Origin of the sequence: Variovorax paradoxus (genome assembly GCF_022009635.1) — a bacterium.
Lineage (GTDB): Bacteria > Pseudomonadota > Gammaproteobacteria > Burkholderiales > Burkholderiaceae_C > Variovorax.
Genome location: NZ_CP091716.1, coordinates 6,952,890 through 6,970,872 on the forward strand (window position 1 = coordinate 6,952,890; position 17,983 = coordinate 6,970,872).

The 17,983-nt window shown below is 65.8% G+C and carries 18 protein-coding genes; 9 read left to right on the forward strand and 9 right to left on the reverse strand.

Annotated features, from left to right (window positions below; translation table 11 throughout):
* Nucleotides 1–147 precede the first annotated feature (147 nt).
* From L3V85_RS32650 to L3V85_RS32660, 3 genes are all read left to right on the forward strand, one after another.
* Nucleotides 148–300 (forward strand): hypothetical protein, encoded by a 153-nt coding sequence (locus tag L3V85_RS32650; RefSeq protein WP_237676710.1) that lies wholly within the window; start codon nt 148–150, stop codon nt 298–300.
* A gap of 82 nt (nt 301–382) precedes the next feature.
* Nucleotides 383–742 carry a hypothetical protein gene (locus L3V85_RS32655; RefSeq protein ID WP_237676711.1) on the forward strand — a complete coding sequence of 120 codons (360 nt, stop codon included), beginning with the start codon at nt 383–385 and terminating at the stop codon, nt 740–742.
* Nucleotides 743–896: 154 nt separating this feature from the next.
* A complete protein-coding gene (locus L3V85_RS32660) occupies nt 897–1,235 on the forward strand; it encodes a PRC-barrel domain-containing protein (RefSeq protein ID WP_237676712.1) in 339 nt (112 codons plus the stop codon).
* On the opposite strand, the gene L3V85_RS32665 is transcribed toward L3V85_RS32660, so the two are convergent.
* The 5 genes from L3V85_RS32665 to L3V85_RS32685 form a co-directional block, all read right to left on the reverse strand.
* Nucleotides 1,223–3,856: an excinuclease ABC subunit UvrA gene (locus tag L3V85_RS32665; RefSeq protein WP_237676713.1), complete on the reverse strand. Its 2,634-nt coding sequence runs from the start codon at nt 3,854–3,856 to the stop codon at nt 1,223–1,225. The two genes, L3V85_RS32660 and L3V85_RS32665, sit on opposite strands and share 13 nt — an antisense overlap.
* Nucleotides 3,857–3,884: 28 nt before the next feature.
* Nucleotides 3,885–4,268 (reverse strand): response regulator, encoded by a 384-nt coding sequence (locus tag L3V85_RS32670; RefSeq protein WP_237676714.1) that lies wholly within the window; start codon nt 4,266–4,268, stop codon nt 3,885–3,887.
* 161 nt (nt 4,269–4,429) lie between these two features.
* On the reverse strand, nt 4,430–4,930 hold the full coding sequence (locus tag L3V85_RS32675) for a low affinity iron permease family protein (RefSeq protein WP_237676715.1): 501 nt from the start codon (nt 4,928–4,930) through the stop codon (nt 4,430–4,432).
* Nucleotides 4,931–5,034: 104 nt separating this feature from the next.
* Nucleotides 5,035–6,978, reverse strand: coding sequence for a PAS domain-containing hybrid sensor histidine kinase/response regulator (locus L3V85_RS32680; RefSeq protein WP_237676716.1), 1,944 nt, complete (start codon nt 6,976–6,978; stop codon nt 5,035–5,037).
* A 116-nt stretch (nt 6,979–7,094) separates the two neighbouring features.
* On the reverse strand, nt 7,095–7,928 hold the full coding sequence (locus tag L3V85_RS32685; RefSeq protein ID WP_237676717.1) for an inositol monophosphatase family protein: 834 nt from the start codon (nt 7,926–7,928) through the stop codon (nt 7,095–7,097).
* Nucleotides 7,929–8,205: 277 nt separating this feature from the next.
* On the opposite strand from L3V85_RS32685, the gene L3V85_RS32690 reads away from it, so the two are divergent.
* Nucleotides 8,206–8,460: a DUF6868 family protein gene (locus tag L3V85_RS32690; protein ID WP_237676718.1), complete on the forward strand. Its 255-nt coding sequence runs from the start codon at nt 8,206–8,208 to the stop codon at nt 8,458–8,460.
* 81 nt (nt 8,461–8,541) lie between these two features.
* Here the strand turns inward: L3V85_RS32690 and L3V85_RS32695 are convergent, their stop codons facing one another.
* Entirely contained in the window at nt 8,542–9,432 is an 891-nt protein-coding gene (locus tag L3V85_RS32695) for a LysR family transcriptional regulator (protein ID WP_237680699.1), read from the reverse strand.
* A 169-nt stretch (nt 9,433–9,601) separates the two neighbouring features.
* Here L3V85_RS32695 and L3V85_RS32700 point away from each other — a divergent pair, with 169 nt between their 5' ends.
* From L3V85_RS32700 to L3V85_RS32710, 3 genes are all read left to right on the forward strand, one after another.
* A complete protein-coding gene (locus L3V85_RS32700; protein ID WP_237676719.1) occupies nt 9,602–10,810 on the forward strand; it encodes a CaiB/BaiF CoA transferase family protein in 1,209 nt (402 codons plus the stop codon).
* A gap of 52 nt (nt 10,811–10,862) precedes the next feature.
* Nucleotides 10,863–11,864 carry a Bug family tripartite tricarboxylate transporter substrate binding protein gene (locus L3V85_RS32705; RefSeq protein WP_237676720.1) on the forward strand — a complete coding sequence of 334 codons (1,002 nt, stop codon included), beginning with the start codon at nt 10,863–10,865 and terminating at the stop codon, nt 11,862–11,864.
* Between the two features lie 109 nt (nt 11,865–11,973).
* The gene (locus L3V85_RS32710) at nt 11,974–12,657 is read left to right on the forward strand and encodes a hypothetical protein (protein WP_237676721.1); all 684 of its coding nucleotides are present in this window, start codon (nt 11,974–11,976) and stop codon (nt 12,655–12,657) included.
* Between the two features lie 21 nt (nt 12,658–12,678).
* On the opposite strand, the gene L3V85_RS32715 is transcribed toward L3V85_RS32710, so the two are convergent.
* From L3V85_RS32715 to L3V85_RS32725, 3 genes are all read right to left on the reverse strand, one after another.
* Nucleotides 12,679–14,079, reverse strand: coding sequence for an MFS transporter (locus L3V85_RS32715; RefSeq protein ID WP_237676722.1), 1,401 nt, complete (start codon nt 14,077–14,079; stop codon nt 12,679–12,681).
* Nucleotides 14,080–14,141: 62 nt separating this feature from the next.
* Complete coding sequence (locus L3V85_RS32720) at nt 14,142–14,942, reverse strand: alpha/beta fold hydrolase (protein WP_237676723.1); 801 nt, start codon at nt 14,940–14,942, stop codon at nt 14,142–14,144.
* On the reverse strand, nt 14,939–15,505 hold the full coding sequence (locus L3V85_RS32725) for a cupin domain-containing protein (RefSeq protein WP_237676724.1): 567 nt from the start codon (nt 15,503–15,505) through the stop codon (nt 14,939–14,941). Before L3V85_RS32725 ends, L3V85_RS32720 begins: the two co-directional genes overlap by 4 nt.
* A 176-nt stretch (nt 15,506–15,681) precedes the next feature.
* On the opposite strand from L3V85_RS32725, the gene L3V85_RS32730 reads away from it, so the two are divergent.
* Both L3V85_RS32730 and L3V85_RS32735 read left to right on the forward strand, forming a co-directional pair.
* Entirely contained in the window at nt 15,682–16,635 is a 954-nt protein-coding gene (locus tag L3V85_RS32730) for a LysR family transcriptional regulator (protein WP_237676725.1), read from the forward strand.
* Nucleotides 16,632–17,888, forward strand: coding sequence for a DUF1566 domain-containing protein (locus L3V85_RS32735; protein ID WP_237676726.1), 1,257 nt, complete (start codon nt 16,632–16,634; stop codon nt 17,886–17,888). The genes L3V85_RS32730 and L3V85_RS32735 overlap by 4 nt, the downstream gene beginning before the upstream one ends.
* Nucleotides 17,889–17,983 lie beyond the last annotated feature (95 nt).

Sequence of the window (17,983 nt, forward strand, 5' to 3'; positions counted from 1 at the left end):
CGCGGAAATGCCCGCGCAGTGCCCTTGGACTGCGTTCAAGAGACGATGTGCTCCTACACGCGCCTTCCGTTCAAGCGAACAACGTCGCTTCGAGCGACACGCACCGCACCCGCTGGTCAACCACCCGACATGTGCCGAGGAGTTCCGATGATCCGAAAACTTGCTTCCGGGGAATACCGCCTCTACTCGCGCAAGACCGACCCCAAGACCGGCAAGCGCCGCAACCTGGGCACCTTCAGTTCGCGCGAACAGGCGCAGCAGCACGAACGCGAGGTCCAGTACTTCAAGCGCCAGGGCTGAGAGTTCTGCCCTGCGGAAACTCAGGACCGCGCCACATCCCGAAAGGACCGATGCGATGCGAAAGAACCATGCATTACCGCCCATGAATCCTTCGATGTTCCCGCGGGCGACAAGCACCCTCCTGCTGGGCGCGATCATCGCGCTTTCGCCCGGATTGCTCGCGGCTCAGCCCAGCCCTGAAAACTCGCGCCCGCCCCCCGACGCGGAAATCATCGCAAGGCCGCCGGCTTCGGTGGACTCGAAGCTGGCGAAGCCCGTTCCGCCCGGCAGGGATCCCGGCCTGGTCGAAAGGCCCCCGGCCAATGACCTGCCCGGCGAACGCAACCAGCCGATCGGCGCGCCCTCTTCTCCGCTCTCTTCGCCGCTCTCTCCGCCCCCGCCGCGCAAGGACTGCAAGGGGGCTGCATCCGCCGAGGCCTGCGGGCAGAATCCCGCGCGTTGAAGGCGAACGCCGCAGGATTGGTCCGGGCTCCTACCGTCCTACAGCGCAATGAAAGCCTCGCCGATGAGGCGCGGTGAAGAGACGGCGCAAACCGTCGGTCTGGGCTTTGAAGCATTCGTCGACGCCTCCCAGATACGTCGACATGGAGCAAGCCATGACCATCTCGGCAAACGTCATTTCCTCGGAGCGGGTCGAAGGAACCGCCGTCTACAACACGGCCGGCGACAAGCTCGGCACCATCGATGACCTCATGATCGACAAACTGTCCGGCCAGGTGCGCTACGCCGTCTTGGAATTCGGCGGCTTCCTGGGCATCGGCAAAGACCGTTATCCCATTCCATGGAGCATGTTGAAGTACGACACGGCCCAGGACGGCTATGTGGTTCCCCTGCAGAAGGAAACGCTCGACGGCGCACCGAAGTACGCCGAAGCCAGCGTGCCCGACTACGACGACCGCTACACCGCCAGCATCAACAACTACTACGGTCTTTGAGTTTCGCGGTGCGCGGGCGAGGTCCAGCGCGCCAGATAGGGCGCGGTGCGGCTCTTCTTGCTCCTGGCAACGTCGCTCGGCGCCCCGCTGGCCACGATGCGCCCGCCTTCCCCGCCTGCCCCCGGCCCCATGTCGATCACCCAGTCGCAGCCAGCGACCAGGCGCATCTCGTGCTCGATCACGATCACGGTGTTGCCCGCGTCCACGAGGTTGTCGAGCTGGGCCGTCAGCTTGTCGACGTCCGCGGGATGCAGTCCCGTGGTCGGCTCGTCCAGCACATAGAGCGTATCGCCGCGCTGGGCCCGCTGCAGCTCGGTCGCCAGCTTGATGCGCTGCGCCTCGCCGCCCGAAAGTTCCGTCGCCGGCTGCCCCAGCCGCAGGTAGCCCAGGCCGATGGCCTTGAGCAGTTGCAGCGGGCGCTCGATGGCCACGTCGGCCTCGAAGAACGTGTGCGCCTCATCCACGGTCATGGCCAGCACGTCGGCAATGGTGCGATCGCGCAAGCGCACGCTCAAGGTCTGTGCATTGAAGCGCGACCCGTGGCAAGCCGGGCAAGGCGCATACACACTGGGCATGAACAGAAGCTCTACGCTGACAAAGCCTTCGCCTTCGCAGGTGGGGCAGCGGCCCTTGGCGACGTTGAATGAAAACCGCCCGGGGTCGAAGCGGCGGGCCTTCGCGGCCCGGGTGCCGGCGAAGAGCTTGCGCACATGGTCGAAAAGGCCCGTGTAGGTGGCGAGGTTGGAACGCGGCGTACGGCCGATCGGCTTCTGGTCGACACGCACCAGCCTGCGAATGCCCTCCATGCCCTGCACGATGTGGCCGGAGGTTCGACTCGCCAGCGCCGCCGGCTCTTCCCCCTCTTCTTCTTCGGCCGGCGGTGGCTCGTGGCCCAGATGCGCGGCCACCAGCTCGACCAGCGCCTGGCTGACCAGGCTGGATTTTCCGGACCCCGACACGCCGGTCACGGCGCTCAGAACCCCGAGCGGAAACGCCGCCGCAAGGTTCGACAGGTTGTTGCGCGTGAGGCCCTCCAGCTTCAGCCATCCCCTTGGCGTTCGCGGCGGCCGGACGGGCCCCGCATGCGCCGAGAACAGGTATCGGGCCGTGTGCGATTGCGCCACATGGCGCAGGCCCTCCGGGGGGCCGCTGTAGAGCACGAGGCCGCCCTTTTCTCCCGCATCCGGTCCGACGTCCACCAGCCAGTCGGCGCGCCGCATCAGGTCCAGGTCGTGTTCGACCACGAACAGCGAATTGCCCGAGCGCTTGAGCGTGTCCAGCGCCAGGACCAGCGCCTCTCCGTCCGCGGGATGCAGCCCGGCCGAGGGCTCGTCGAGCACGTACACCACCCCGAAAAGGTTCGAACGGATTTGCGTGGCCAGCCGCAGCCGCTGCAATTCACCGGGTGAGAGCGTGGGCGTGCTGCGGTCCAGCGACAGATAGCCCAGCCCCAGCTCGAGCAGCGTGGTCACGCGCTCGAGCATCTCGTGCGCGATGCGTTGCGCGGCGATGCGTTTTTCCGCCGATTGGTTGGGTGTTCGGCGCACGTCGGGGGCACTCGCATGGCTCGCGCCCTTGCCCGGTGCCGCCTGGCGAAGCGAGGCGCGCCGGGTGGCAACCGGGGCAGCGGCGCCCGGCGACTCGCCCCGTGCCACGGGGCGCAGCACATCCGCGAGACGGGCCAGCGACATGCGTGCGATCTCCCCGATGTCATGACCCGCGAAGCGCACCGACAAGGCCTCCCGCTTGAGCCGCTTGCCGTGACATTGCGGGCAGTCGCCCCCCACCATGAAGCGCGCGGCGCGGTTCTTCATCAATGCGCTGTGAGTGGTCGCGAAGGTGTGCAGCACATATTTGCGTGCGCCCATGAACGTACCCTGGTAGCTCGGCTCCATCTTGCTGCGCACCGCGGCGCGCGTCTCGGCCGGCGTGAAACCCGCGTACACCGGCACGGTGGGCTGCTCTTCGGTAAAGAGGATCCAGTTGCGCGTCTTCTTCGGCAGATTGCGCCAGGGCTTGTCGACGTCGATGCCCATGGTCACGAGAATGTCGCGCAGGTTCTGCCCGTGCCAGGCCGGAGGCCAGGCGGCAATCGCGCGTTCGCGGATGCTGAGGGAGTCGTCGGGCACCATCGACTGCTCGGTGACTTCGAAGACCCGGCCCAGTCCGTGGCAGGTCGGGCATGCGCCTTGCGGCGTGTTGGGCGAAAAATCCTCCGCGTACAGCATCGGCTGCCGCGCGGGATAGTCTCCTGCCCTCGAATAGAGCATGCGCAGCAGGCTCGACAACGTCGTGACGCTGCCCACCGACGAGCGCGCGCCCGGCGTGCCGCGCTGCTGCTGCAAGGCCACCGCCGGCGGCAGGCCGTCGATGGCGTCGACCGCCGGCACGCCGACCTGATCGATCAGCCGGCGCGCATACGGCGCGACCGATTCGAAGTAGCGCCGCTGCGCTTCGGCATACAGGGTGCCGAAGGCGAGCGAGGACTTGCCCGAGCCCGAGATGCCGCTGAAAACAACCAGTGCGTCACGGGGAATGTCGACATCGACGTTGCGCAGATTGTGTTCACGCGCACCACGTACGCGCACGAAACGATCGCTGCGATCGTTGGAATCTTGCATGAGGCACCCTCCTGGATCGTCCGCGCCGCTAGCCGGAATGTTTCTTCGCTGCGGCCTCGCAGTAGCTCAGGAACTCGTTGACTTCGATGGTCTTGTCGAAGACCGCATCCGCGCCGAGCCGGATGCAGGCTGTCCGATTGTCGGGCGACGCCGCGTTGGTCAGCGCCACCACCGCGCCTTTTTGCAGGCATTGCGCAAGCGAGGCGAGCACGCCGAGTCCCGAGCCCTGCGTGAGGAACAGGTCCACCACCAGCAGATGCCAGCCGCCTTCGTGCGTCTGCAGCCACGCGACCGCCTCGGCTTCGGAGCGCGCTGCGCCGATAACCTGGGCACGAAGAAAGCCCTCGATGACCACCTTCAGGCTGTCCTGGATCAGGGGCTCGTCCTCCACCAGGAAAACGGCGAATGTCATGGCGTTGGCCTCGCAAACATTGGAACGCCATACCGTCGCGCCAGGACACGAGCCCCGGTGTAGGCCTTCGCCGCGTCGAGCTGTTCGAGAAAGCGAGGCGATTTTCTTGCTTCCTCGGCGTTCCCACACCCTGCCGCGGGGCGTCGGGGCACCGGACCTGCTCAGCCCTGTTCGTCGATGGAATGGCGCTCCTTGCAGGCCGCGGTATTTCGCGCACGTGCGGCCAGCCGCACATAGAACTCCGCGACCTCCCGCAGATCCTGCTCGTCGAGGTCTTCGATTCCGATCATCCGGTTGCTCGCGACCTTGCTGGCCGCAAGCAGTTCGTTGAGCTTCAGGTGCAAAGCGACACTGTCCTTGTTCTGACTTTGCTGGATGAGAAAGACCATCAGGAACGTCACGATCGTGGTGCCCGTGTTGATGACCAGCTGCCAGTTCTCGGAAAAGTGAAACAGCGGCCCTACGAGCGCCCACACGAGCACCGACAGGAGCGCCATGCAAAAGGCCAGCGGCGTCCCGGCCCACCGCGTCACCCGGCTCGCGAAGTGGTCGAAGGACGACAGGATCCGTGACCGGTGCGCATACGAGGTGCTGGACGTGTCGGGCATCGACCCGATGGGGTCGTCGCCCGATTGCCGATAGGGTGTGGTGATGTCGTTCATGCAGTTCTCGCTCCATCGAGCGGCCTTTGCACGCAATGGTCTCGCTCAGGCTACGGTCGACATGTCGGCCATCAACTCTTCGCGGCGCACGACACGCACGCGATTCAGGCTTTGCCGAGCAACCGCTCCAGCAGGCCTTCCAGCTGCGAAACATCGATCGGCTTGGTCAGGTGGGCATAGAACCCGGCTTCCAGGCTCAGCTCCCGGTCCGACACCTGCCCGAACCCCGTGACTGCGATCAGAACCGGAGGCTGCTCGACTTCGCGGCGAACCCGCCGGGCCACTTCCACGCCGCTGAATCCCGGCAAGCCGATGTCCATCAGCACCAGTTCCGGCTGCTCGACCTTGATCGCCTCCAGCGCCGACGGACCATCGAAGGCCGTGCGGGTCGGGTAGCCCAGGCTTTCCACGAGCAGGCACATCGTCTCCGCCGCATCCCGGTTGTCGTCGACCACCAGGACCATCTTGCCGGCCTCCCCGCCCTTGTCCTTTCTTCTCTCCAGCGGCGCGGCGACGCTGGGCAGGCGAACGATGAATTCGGCGCCCGCACCCGGTATGCCCTTGCTGTAGGCGTTGACTTCGCCGCCGTGAAGGGTCACCAGCTGAAGCACCAGGGTCAGCCCCAGGCCCAGGCCGCCTTGCGGCCTCGAGATTTCCTGATCGCCCTGGGCGAACAACATGAAGATGCGAGGCAGATGCTCGGGCGCAATGCCCGGGCCGTTGTCGCTCACGCCGATCTCCGCCTTGCGGCCGTCCGAGCGCAGCCAGATCTCGATGCGGCCGCCATCCGGCGTGAACTTGACGGCGTTGTTGAGCAGGTTGCAGACCACCTGGATCATGCGGGCGCGGTCTCCGGCGATCCACAACTCCTCGGCAGGCGCGCGAAGCACCACCGCATGATGCTTGGCGTCGGCCGACGGTCTCACCATCTCCAGCGCCTCGTCGATCACTTCGGAGAGCTTCACGGGCTTGGACTCGATGTGGATCTTTCCGCTCGTGATGCGCCCGACATCCAGCAGGTCGTCGACCAGGCGCGTGATCTGCCGGAGTTGCCGGGCGATGATGCTGTTCATCCGCGCCAGCGTCTTTGCGTCGACGCCCGGGCCCAGGCGCTCCATGATCGCCACCGCGTTGGAGATGGGTGTCAGTGGATTACGCAACTCGTGGCCGAGCATGGCCAGAAAGGTCGTGATGCGCCGCCCCTCGTCCTCGAGCGTGGAGATGCGCCGCCGTTCGGTCAGATCGCGCGTGACCTTGGCGAATCCGCGGTGGCGGCCGCTCGCATCGACCAGCGAAGTGATCACCACGCTCGCCCAGAACCGGCTGCCGTCCTTGCGCACGCGCCAACCCTCGTCCTCGTAGCGGCCGACTTCGAGGGCGACTCTCAATTCCTTCTCGGGGAAGCCCGATGCCACCACCTCCGGGGGATAGAACACGGAGAAGTGCTTGCCGATGATTTCGTGCGCCTCATACCCCTTGGTGGCTTTGGCACCGGCGTTCCAGCTGACGATGTAGCCGCTGGGATCGAGCATGAAGATCGCATAGTCTTTCACGCCCTCGACGATCAGGCGGAACCGCTCTTCGCTCGCCTTGAGCAGCTCGTTGTTTTTCTGGCGCTCCGTCAGGTCGCGCGTGATCTTGGAAAAGCCGCGCAGCTTGCCGTCCGGCCCCATCAGGCGCGTGATGACGACGCTGGCCCAGAAGCGCGTGCCGTCCTTGCGAAGCCGCCACCCTTCGTCCTGGAACTGACCCACCCTCGCCGCGACCTCGAGTTCGTGCTGCGGCCAGTTCTTCTCGAGCAGTTCGGGCGGATAGAACATCGACAGGGGACCGCCGATCACCTCGTGGGCCTCATAGCCCTTGAGTCGTCTGGCGCCGGTGTTCCAACTGAGCACGATGCCGCTGGGGTCCAGAAAGAAGATCGCGTAGTCCGTGATCGAATCGATCATCAGACGGTAGTCGGCGTCGGTGACCAAGCCGAGGTTCAGCGGGCGGCTGAGATCCTGGGCAGCTTCGTCTGGAGTGGCGGGAGGGGTGCCGGCTGCCATTTTTCTTGATCTCGCTGAAGACAACGGTGTGCAGGTTGCGGCGTCTGCCGCTACGTGGCAGACGCTAGTTCTTTTTGACACAGAAATGTGTCGGACAAAGCCGCGCTCGCCTCGGGTCAGCGCCCTTCCAGCAGCGCCGCCCGGATCTGTTCCCACGACGAACGATCGGGTGCGCAGATCAAGCCGCCCGAGGTGTGTTCGGGTCTGTAGGGACTTCCATCGAAGTGGGCGCTGAAGCCGCCCGCTTCCTGATGCAGCAGCCAGCCGGCAGCATGGTCCCATGGCATCAGCCGGTTGTAGACCAGCAGATGGCAATGCCCGGCGGCCACCATCCGGTACTCGTGCGCCGCGCAGCGCAGCCAGAAATTCATCGCGATCCGCGAGAGATTCCGGGTCACCGTCGATCGCAGCGGCTCCGGAAGAAAATTGGTCCCGGCAACGCCCTGCATGTCGCCAAGAGGCACTGCCGCCGCGACCTTCAAGTCCACCGTGGGCCGCCCTCCCCCTTGCAGCCAGGCACCTTCGCCGCGAATGGCGAGCGCGGTGTCTCGGCACACCGGATCGTGGATCGCCCCGAGGACGACCTCGCCACGCACCGTGGCCGCGACCATCACGCCGAAGAGCGGAATCCCGCATGAAAAATTCTTGGTGCCGTCGATCGGATCGACGATGAATGCCAGGTCGGCGGTCGCGATGCGCGCCATCAAACCGGGGTCGCGTCCCGCCGCCTCCTCGCCGATGATCGCGGCACCGGGGAAGGCTTCCCGCAGCCGCGCCGAGATCTCGCGCTCGGCGGCTTCGTCGGCATCCGTGACGACATCGAATGCCGATGTCTTTTCGCGCGTGCTGTTGACCGTGGTGCCGTCGAACCTCGGCATGATCTCCAGGCGCGCGACGTCCGAGATGATTTCTTCTACCAGCAGGGCATCGCGATGGGTGAGGGGCTTCATTTGTCGTTTCCAGGCGTGCGAGCGTTGGATTTGATCAGCATTCCCTTGTCCGACATGCGTTCTGCGCGCACATTTGCGCCTCTTTCGTGTATCTTCGAGTGATCGCGAGAGCTCGTCAGAAGCTCCGCCAAACGAATTCGGCAACTGCACTAGAAGGACCCCAGGCAAAGCAAGACGACGAACGAAAATCTCCGCCAGGTGCGCAGCCCCGCAGATGTTCGGCCCCGTGGCTGGACTCCGGCCATCGGCCCAGAGCGGCGCCTCATCGAGATCGGCCATGACGCTTCAGGTAGCGAGCGATTTTCTGCTGTGGTGCGCAGTGCTCAACTATGCGGTGCTGCTCGCCTGGTTTATCGCCTTCAGGTTCGCGCATGAGTGGATGCGAAGGCTCCACGGACGGTGGTTTCACATCTCGCAAGAGCGCTTCGACGGCATTCACTATGGATGCATGGCGCTCTACAAGGTGGGGATTCTTCTTTTCAACCTCACGCCCTGCATCGCCCTGCGCATCCTGGGCAGCCACGCCGGCTGACCCTCTTCGCTTCCCGGCAGCGCCCTGATTCCCGAGGGCCGCGACCGTCCTGCGGGCGCGGGTCCGCATGATGCGGGGACGCTATCCCCGCTCCTTGCCCACCAGAAAATCAATCAGCGTCCGCACTGCCTGCGTCTGGTACCTGCTGGGCATATAAAGCAGAAACTTCTGCGTCGACAGGAAGTCCAGGTCGCCATCCTGCAGCGCCAGCGCCTGCATCTCTCCACGCGCAATGGGCGCCTGCACCATGTAGTCCGGCACCAGCCCCACGCCCAGGCCCTGCGCGATCGCATCGCACAGGAAATGAAAGTTGGCGGAGATCAGCCGCGGCCGCGTCTGCGGTGACCGCTGCCCGCCCATCTGCACGCCGGTCATGCTCAGGCGTTCGCCGGTCTGCTGCGACGTGATGAGCGGCAGCTGCTTCAGCTCTTCGAGGCTCGCAGGCATTCCGTGCCGCGCGATGAACGAGGCGGTCGCACACGCCACGTAGCGCACGGGCCCCAGTTCGCGGGCCACCAGGTGCGCCGGCGGTTCGGCCATCACGCGCACCGCGAAATCGACCGAGCCCCTCACCAGTTCCTCGATGTCGTTGTCGAAGATCACGTGCAGCGTGATCTCCGGATGCCGCTCCATGAACTCCGAAAGCCATCCCGACATGCGCAACTGCCCATAGCCGCTGGGCACACTCAGGCGGATCATTCCCTGCAGGCCCTTGCCAAGGCTGCTCACGGCCTCGGCCGCGGCCTTCACCTCGTGCCGTACGGCACGCCCGTGCGCGTACAGCTTCATGCCCAGCTCGGTGGGTTCGAGCTGGCGCGTGGTGCGCCGCAGCAGCTGCGCGCCGAGCTCGCGCTCGAAGCGGTTGATCCGCTGGCTCACGTTGGCCCGGCTCATGCCCAGCATGGCGGCCGCCTTGCTCAGGTTACCGGCTTCGATGATGTCGACCAGCAGGCCCAGGGCTTGAACATCTATTGTCAATTTCAAATTTACACAAACGCCAAGAATATCGCACGATTGTCAATTCTTGTATGGCGGCGAATAATCCGCGCATCCCCCGCCCGCTGTGCGCACGCATCGCAAGGTCTCTGTCCTGCGGTTGCCGTCTTTCTTCGCTCGTTCCCGTTCGTCTTCACTCGTTCCCATGCCTCAAGCCGCTCATGTCCAGCCCCTGGCTGGCCTTCGTGTTCTCGACCTGTCCCGCGTGCTCGCGGGCCCGATGTGCGCCATGGCGCTGGCCGACCTGGGCGCCGACGTCATCAAGGTCGAGCATCCCAGCCGAGGCGACGACACGCGCGACTGGGGTGTGCGCGTGGGCGCACGGAATACCTCGTACTTCAACAGCGCCAACCGCAACAAGCGCTCCGTCACCATCGACCTGCAATCCGCCGCGGGCGCGCAGATCGCGCGCGAACTTGCCGAGAAATCGGACGTGGTCATCGAGAACTTCAAGGTCGGCGGCGCCGACAAGCTGGGCCTGGGCTACGAGCAGCTCAGCGCATCGAACCCGCGCCTGGTCTATTGCTCCATCTCCGGCTATGCGCGAAGCACGTCGGAAGCGCAGCGCCCGGGCTACGACCTGCTGGTGCAGGGCGAGGCCGGCATCATGGCCATGAACGGCGAAGCGGGCCAGGGGCCGCTGAAGTTCGGCGTGGCCGCGGTGGACATGTTTACCGGCATGTACGCGGGCCAGGCCATCCTGGCCGCTTTGTACGAGCGCCACGCCACCGGGCGCGGGCGCCATGTGCAGATGGCGCTGTACGACTGCGGCCTGATGATCACCTCGTACTACGGCATGGAGGCCCTGCTGAAGGCGGGCGACCCGCCCAAGTTCGGCAACGCGCATCCCTCGATCGTTCCCTACGGCGTCTTCGATGCCGCGGACGGCCCCGTGGTCATCACGGTGGGCAACAACGGGCAGTTCGTGCGCTTCTGCGAGCAGGTCGTCGGCCGGCCCGAGTGGGCCACCGACCCACGCTTTGCCACCAACACCGAACGCTCGGCCAACCGCGAGATCCTGCTGCCGCTGGTGCGCGAAGCGCTGCGCGGATTGCGCCGCCAAGAGCTGCTCGCCAGCCTGGCGGCCGCCAGCATTCCCTGCGGCGAAGTGCTCGGCATGCACGAGGCACTGACGTCGCCACGCACCGCCCAGGCCAATTTGCTGCACCACTTCGACGACCCGGAGGCCGGCCGGCAAAGCGTGCTGGCGCCCCCCTACGTGATGGACGGCGAGCGCGCGCCCGTGCGCCGGCCGCCGCCCCATCTCGGGCAGCACACCGACGAAGTGCTGCGCGACGTGCTGGCCATGGACGACCAGGCCATCGCCGCGGCGCGCGCGCAGCAGGCGATCTGATCCGCAGCGGCCGCACACCACCACACCCTTTCATCTTTCAGAAAAAGCAGACATGAACCAAGCTCACATCAGCCGCCGCCACCTGCTGGCCACGGGCGCCGCAGGCGCGCTTTCCACCCTCGGCCTGCCGGCCTTCGCAGACGACGCCGCATGGCCGGCCAAGATCGTCAAGATGGTCGTGGCCTTTCCCGCGGGCGGCCCGACCGACACGGCCGCGCGCATCGCGTCGCAAAAGCTCGGCGAGCGCCTGGGCACCTCGATCGTGGTGGACAACCGTCCGGGCGCGTCCGGCTCCATCGGCACGGCCCAGTTCATCAAGTCGCCGGCCGACGGCAACACGCTGTCGATGTTCGGCATGCCGGCCCTGCTGGCGCCGCTGCTGTACAAGAACGGCGCCTACGACGTGGAGAAGGACTTCATGTGCGTGGCCACGGTGTACGACCTGCCCATGGCCATCGTCATCAACCCGGCCCTGATGCCGGGCGTCGACTCGCTGCAAGGCCTGATCGCGCAGGCCAAGGCCGCGAAGACGCCGCTGAACTACACCAGCTCGGGCGCCGGGAGCTTCGGCCACCTGGCCATGGAGCAGTTGAAGGATCTGGGCGGCTTCGACATGCAGCACGTCCCCTATCGCGGCAGCGCGCCGGCCGTGACCGACCTGCTGGGCGGCCAGCTCGGCGTGATGTTCGCCGACGTGGTCGCGGCCCTGCCGCACATCAAGTCGGGCAAGCTGCGCGCCGTGGCCGTCAGCTCGCCGCGCGGCAACGTGCTGCTGCCGGGCGTGAAGACGGTGTCGGCCCAGGGCTTCCCCAATTTCGACTTCGATTCGTGGGGCGGGCTCATCGCCCCGCTGGGCACGCCTGCGTCCGTGGTGACGCGCATCAACAAGGAACTCTCCGACATCCTCGCCAAGGACAAGGACGTGCAGGACAAGCTGGTCCATGCCGGAGCCATCGCCGCGTACCAGCCGGCCGCGGCCATGCGCAAGCGGCTGTCCGCGGACGCCGCGCGCTGGACCAAGGTGGCCAAGGACAAGAACATCAGCGCAGTCTGAGTTTTCCGCGGGCACGCGGCGGCAAACCATAGACGCCGTCCCACATGGCCATGCGAGCCAGACCACTAAGGTGGAGTCTTCCCTCAATCACATGAAGGAGAGACAACGCATGGCCTACACCCTCACTCAGGCGCGAGTGCTCTTGACCGCCGCGGAACTCGCGATCTTCGACCAGAGCCGCGCCGGCCCCATCAAGGAACTGACCGCGGCGCGTCTGCGCACGAAGGTGACGCGTGCACGCGCGCTGCGGGACAAGTACCGCGACCTGTACCGCCGCCAGACCGTCGCCACGCGCAAGACCGCGGCCGGCAAGCGCGCCGCTGCCGGCGGCGACAACGAGCGCACGGCCAAGAAGGCGACGGTGTTCGAAGAGGTGCTGGCGCGCTTCGAAGAACGGCTCGCTCATCTGGAGGCGAAGGAAACCGCCAAGCCTGCTGCCGCATCGAAGGCGAAGGCGCGAACGGGGAAGGCGCTGAAAGCGCCGAAGACTTCGAAGGCCAGGAAGCCGGCGGTGAAGAAGCTGAGCCTGAAGACTGCGGTCAAGCAGGCGCTCGAACTCAAGCATGCCGCCCTTGCGGCCGTACCGGTGCAGGAGCATTCGCCGAAGGCGCCCGCTGCACTCTCGCCGCTGGCCGCGGCCGCCGCGGGCGCGCCACGCGAGACGGCTCCTCTCGACATCAACCCGCGCGCGGCCCGGCTGAATCCTCTGAAAGAGCGTGCGGAGAACATTGCGCTGCACGCGCATTCCGGTTCGCAGAACCGGCATGCGCAAGGAAAACGCGACAACCGCTGAACGGTCCGCGAGCAGCACCCGTCAGGCCGCGTCCTCGAACCTGCGCCCTCGTGTTTCTTCGGCCAGCCAGAGAAAAACGATGCCCGTCAGCAGCAGGAATGCGGCCAGGTAGCAAAACGCCGGAAAGACCGCGTCGACCGTGACCTTCGACGTTCCCAGCACCAGCCCGAGGCCAAGCGGCCCGACGATCTTCCCCAGGCTTCCCACGCCGTAGGCGGACCCGAGGCCTGTCGCGCGAAGGCGTGACGGCCAGATTTCCGCCACATACGGGACCGTCACGGAGAACCCGCCACTGACAAAGAAGTAGGTGGCCATCAGCAGGAGCCAGAAGACGGACACGCCCCCGATGAACGCGTTGGCGGTGAGGCTGGTCGCGACCAGGAGCGCGGCGCCGACAAAGCCCTGGAGGATCCCGATCAGCCTTCTGCCCGCGCGCTCCGAGACATAGGCAAAGATGAGCCGGGCCCCCATGTCGGCCAAGTTGCAGAAGATCAGCAGAAAGGCGGCGTGCGAGGGTGTCGTGTGCAGGATCGCCACGAGCAATGCCGGTGCCCAGAGGGTCAGGCCGTAGTAGGCCACCTGTGACCCGAGAATGCTGACCCAGCTGACGATGACCTTCCTCGGGTACTGAAAGAGCTCGCGAACCGTCACGCGGTCGGCGGGCTGATCCTGCGCCTTGGCAGGAACCACGACGCGATCCTCCGATTCATCCAGCGCCCATGCCAGGCTGCGTCGGGCACGCGCTCGTTCGTCTTTCGAGATGAACCACAGGGGAGACTCCGGAACCCGCCATCCGACGGCAAGAAGCAAGGCGCCCAAGGCGAACCCGATGCCGAAGAGCCCCCGCCAGCCGACGGCAGTTCCGAAGAGAAACACGATCGCCGAGCCCAGCATCACGCCGACGGGGATGAAGCTTGCGACCAGGCCCGTGGCGAAGCTGCGCTTCTTTGTCGGCATGAATTCCTGGAGCAGCGGAATGTTCGTCGAATACATGCCCGTGGCGCCGAAACCCACGAAGAACCGCAGCACGGTCAACCAGATCCAGGCGCCATCGGGGATCAACGCGAGGGCGCCGGTGCACAGCGTGAACAGTGCAATGGTGCACAGGAACACCGGACGCCTGCCGACACGGTCGGCGATGGCACCGCAGATGAAGCTGCCGAAGCTCGCACCGATGCCCGCCGAAAGCAGGATGATGGTTGTCTGCCCGACGGACAGTTGCCACGGGCCGACGATGTAGGTGATGACGAAGCTGATGAGAAAGAAGTCGAGGAAGTCGACCATCTGCGCGAATGCGGACACTCCGACGACGAACTTCTGCCGCGGCGTGAGGGTGTCGCGGTCGTAGAGCGACGCAGAGGTGTCGCCTGTTGGCATGTGGGAGAACGAGGCAGGATCGAGCCTCGCACTGACGTGGGCCATTTTTTTGTCTCCGAGCTATTTTTGGTTGGAATGCCTGCGCCCACGGGCGCCCGGCGCGATGCCTAGCGGGCAACAGCCTTCGAGATCGCCTGCGCGAACGCATCGGGCGTGAGGATTGCGGGGTAGTGGCCACCGCCACGGAGGTTGTACAGCGTGCTGCCGCGATACCGCTCTCGCAGTGCCTTGCGGGCATCAGGCGGGACGACGGGGTCGTCGTCGGCATCGATGACGACGATGCGCTCCGGCGGCAAGGGAACGATCCGCGCCGGTTGGCAAAGCGCCAGCGCCATGGCTCGGCTCTTCAAGGTGGCGAACGGCTGCCGGGTTCCGATCATCGTTTTCAGGAGCGTCTTGACTTCGTTCGGGCGCGCCGACGCTTCGCTCTGCGGAACGAGCCAGCCGGGGAGTTCGCTGGCCACCACCTCCGGCGCCAGCCTGGCCAGCTCCTCCGGCGAGGGCAGCGCGCGCTGGATCTGCGATGCATCGAAGAAGGTGCTCGCCAGGAACAGCATGCCAACCCGGTCGGGATGCTTTGCGGCGAACACCTGGGCGAGGAACCCGAACAGCGAGGACCCGAGCAGGTTCACCTTGGCGAGCCCGAGCACGTCGAGCAGTTCCTCCAGCCCGTCGGCCAGGCGGTCGATTTCCGACCAGGCCGGCGGCGTCACCGTGATGCAGTTGATGCGTCCGTCGAGATCAAGGGCCGTCTTGTAGAAAACATCCGCTGTCCCTTGCGCGCCCGGCAGCAGCATCAGGTGCACCGCGGCCGGCGAGGTCTGGCGAACGCGCCATTCCGCGCCGCCCACACCGATGAGCCGTTCAGGAAAGCGCGCCTGGAATTGCGCCAGCCGCTCGATGCTCACGAAGCCACCTGCTCGGCGGCGAGATGCCTGGCATCGGCGTGCCGAGATATCTCGGCCACGGCTTCCGGCGACCATTCGACGACGGGAGCCTCGCCGGAGATGATGGCAAAGAGCGTGCCTTCCGACTCGCCGTCCGGTGCGCTCAGGCATTCGAAACGGCGCTGGACGCCCACGGGGACGGCGATGAAGTCCAGCGGGTCCAGGACGACGCCGGTCGTTCCCTCCGCCCCTTCCCACTCCACCTTCCATCGGCCGGCGACCGGCATGAAACTCTCGCTGGTGTCGTGGGCATGCATCAGGACGCCGCAACCCGGACGCGCCTTCACGAACGCCGCGCCGAATCCGGTGCTGAGGTGCGCGATCCTGGGCACCACCGCGTCGCCGAACGGCGAGTATTCCTCCTCGCCCTTGGGCTGGACGAAGCCCAGCACGTTGTAGAAGGTCCGGTTGCAGCTCGGCAGTTCCATGTCGGGCAGGCCGGTGCTGACGCCGCTCAGTTCCTTGAAACGCGCGACACCCTTGAGCACTTCGGCGCGGGCGGGTTTGATGATCTCGATGGTCATGGGGTCTCCTGTGGATGGCTGGCGGGAAGTCTCGGAGAGCACGGAAAGAGAGACAACATGGAGACGGAGATACGCGTATGCGAATTTCCGATAGTGGGTGGCGGCTGCCCGGGCTGCGGAGCCACACTCCCGCGTCGCCTTCAACGATCGACGACGAGCCGCTATAGGATTCCCGAATGCCCCTGCCCCACTCCCTGCTGAAGATCGATCTGCACATGCTGGCCTGCCTCGAAGCTCTCATTGCCGAGAGGTCCGTGACGCGCGCGGCGGAAAGAATGGAGATCAGCCAGCCCGCGATGAGCACGGTGCTCGGGCGGCTCAGAGAGGCCCTGCGCGATCCCCTCCTCGTTCGAACGGCCCGCGGGATGGTGCCGACACCTCGGGGCGAGGAGCTCGCCGGCGTCGTGCGCTTTCACCTTCGCGGACTCACCGCCGAGTTGATGGAGAGCGAACCCTTCGACCCCACGACGGCACGGGCGAGCGTCAGTATCGCTACGACCGATTTCACGGGCGTGCTGCTTCTTCCGCGCGTGCTGGCGCGTCTTCGGCAAGAGGCACCGGGCATCCGCATTCATGTTCGTTTGCCGGACCCGAACCACATACGGGAGTGGCTGGAGGAAGGCGAATGCGACATTGCCATCGGCCTTTTCCCGGATCTGGCCGAAGGACTGAGGGTTTCGGAACTCTTCGAGGACCCGTTGAGCTGCATCGTCAGCCGGACACATCCGACGATCCGTGGAACCCTCAGCCTCGCCCAGTACATGGAGTGTTCTCACATCGTGTTCGGGTCACCGTTTGCTCCGATCTCCACCGTGGACCAGGCCATCGATCGCGCCCTGTCTGCGTTGGGTCTGGTGAGGAAAGTAAGCGTGCAGCTGGCTTCCATCCTGCTCCCGCCGCATGTCGCGGCGCAAACCGACCTGATCGCCACGACGCCAACGCGGCTTGCGAAGTACTTTTCGAACATCCTGCCCGTGCGCGTGTTCGATCCTCCCTTCGAAATTCCCGATCTTCGCTTCTCTCTGGTCTGGCACGAAAGAACGCATCGCATGGGGCCCCATCACTTCGTGCGCAGCCTCGTACGCGATATCGCGACCAGTCCCGGCGAAATCCTGCAAACCGTACCGTGACATCTCGGCCCCTTCATGCGCTGACCACAGCGATCCTCGTGGCGGGGTTTCTCGCCACGCCCGCGGCTGCGCAGCTGCGCGCAGCCAGCGCCGGTCCGGCAACGGTGAAGGTTCCACCCACCGGCGCGCGCGTGTGCGTGGGCCTGCAGCAGGACGGCTGGCCGGCACCGCAGGCGTGCTCGGAGGCTGGACCGCTGACCCTGATCTCCAAACAGGACGGCATGTTGCGGGCGGGCGAACCCGACTACGAAGCGATCGCCGGCCAGCCCTTGACCTCGTGCGTGCGCGATCGGGTGTCCGGCCTGATCTGGGAGGGCAAGCCAGACAGCGGCAAGCTGGCGTGGATGAGGACGCAGGCCGGGCCGAAGGGCACCGGCATGCTGACCGACACCTACGGCCCGCACAACCACCCGGCGCCGGGCAGCCGGGCCAATACCGACGCCTACTCCTACCATGGAGATGGCCGACCGGGCGACGCAATGGCCTATGTGGCGCAGGTGAACGCGATGGGGTTGTGTGGATTCACCGATTGGCGCCTGCCCACGGTGGCCGAACTGCATGGACTGGTCGATCTGGGAGAACTGGTCGATGCACGGTCCACGCAGTGGCCGGCCGAACGCGCCGCCGTCGATGGACGATGGCTTCCGAACACAGTGCCGGGGAACTACCTGAGCGCCGAGCCGGACGACGAGAACCGCATGTGGTGCGTGAGCTTCGCGGCCGGATTTGTCTATAGCTGCAATCGCAGGATGGAAAGAAAGCCGCAGCCGTTGTTCGTGCGCCTTGTGCGCGGCCCCCAAGTACCGGAAACGGGACGCTGGCGCGAGGTACCGGACAAGCACGGCGTACCTGGCGGCGTGGTCGAGGACCGCTACACCGGTCTGGCATGGCGCCGCTGCGAGGAACCTCAGGCATGGAATGGCGAACGCTGCACCGGGACGGCCAGGCGCTATGACTATGTGCAAGCCCTGCAACTTGCCAGCGCGCAAACGGGCTGGCGCCTTCCGACGATCAAGGAGGTGAACAGCCTTGCAGAGCGTTGGTTCAAGAAACAGGACATTCCCGCTGCCGATTTCCCGTCGTCCGGCACGCAACCTCTGCACGAGGGCTACTGGTCCTCCACCGTCTGCAGCGGCGGCTCTGCAACACCGCAAGCCCGCGCGTGGATCAGAGGGTGGGCGCTGGGGAATGGAGGGGATATCTCCTGCGAGGCGCGTCTCATGCGCCTCGGGGTTCGGCTCGTGCGAGAGTGATTTGCAAAGGGCATTCTTCTCCGCACGCAGACAGGGGTGTCGACTTGGGCGGCAGCACTCAAACGGATTGCCGCCGCTCAGCCGACACAAGTCAA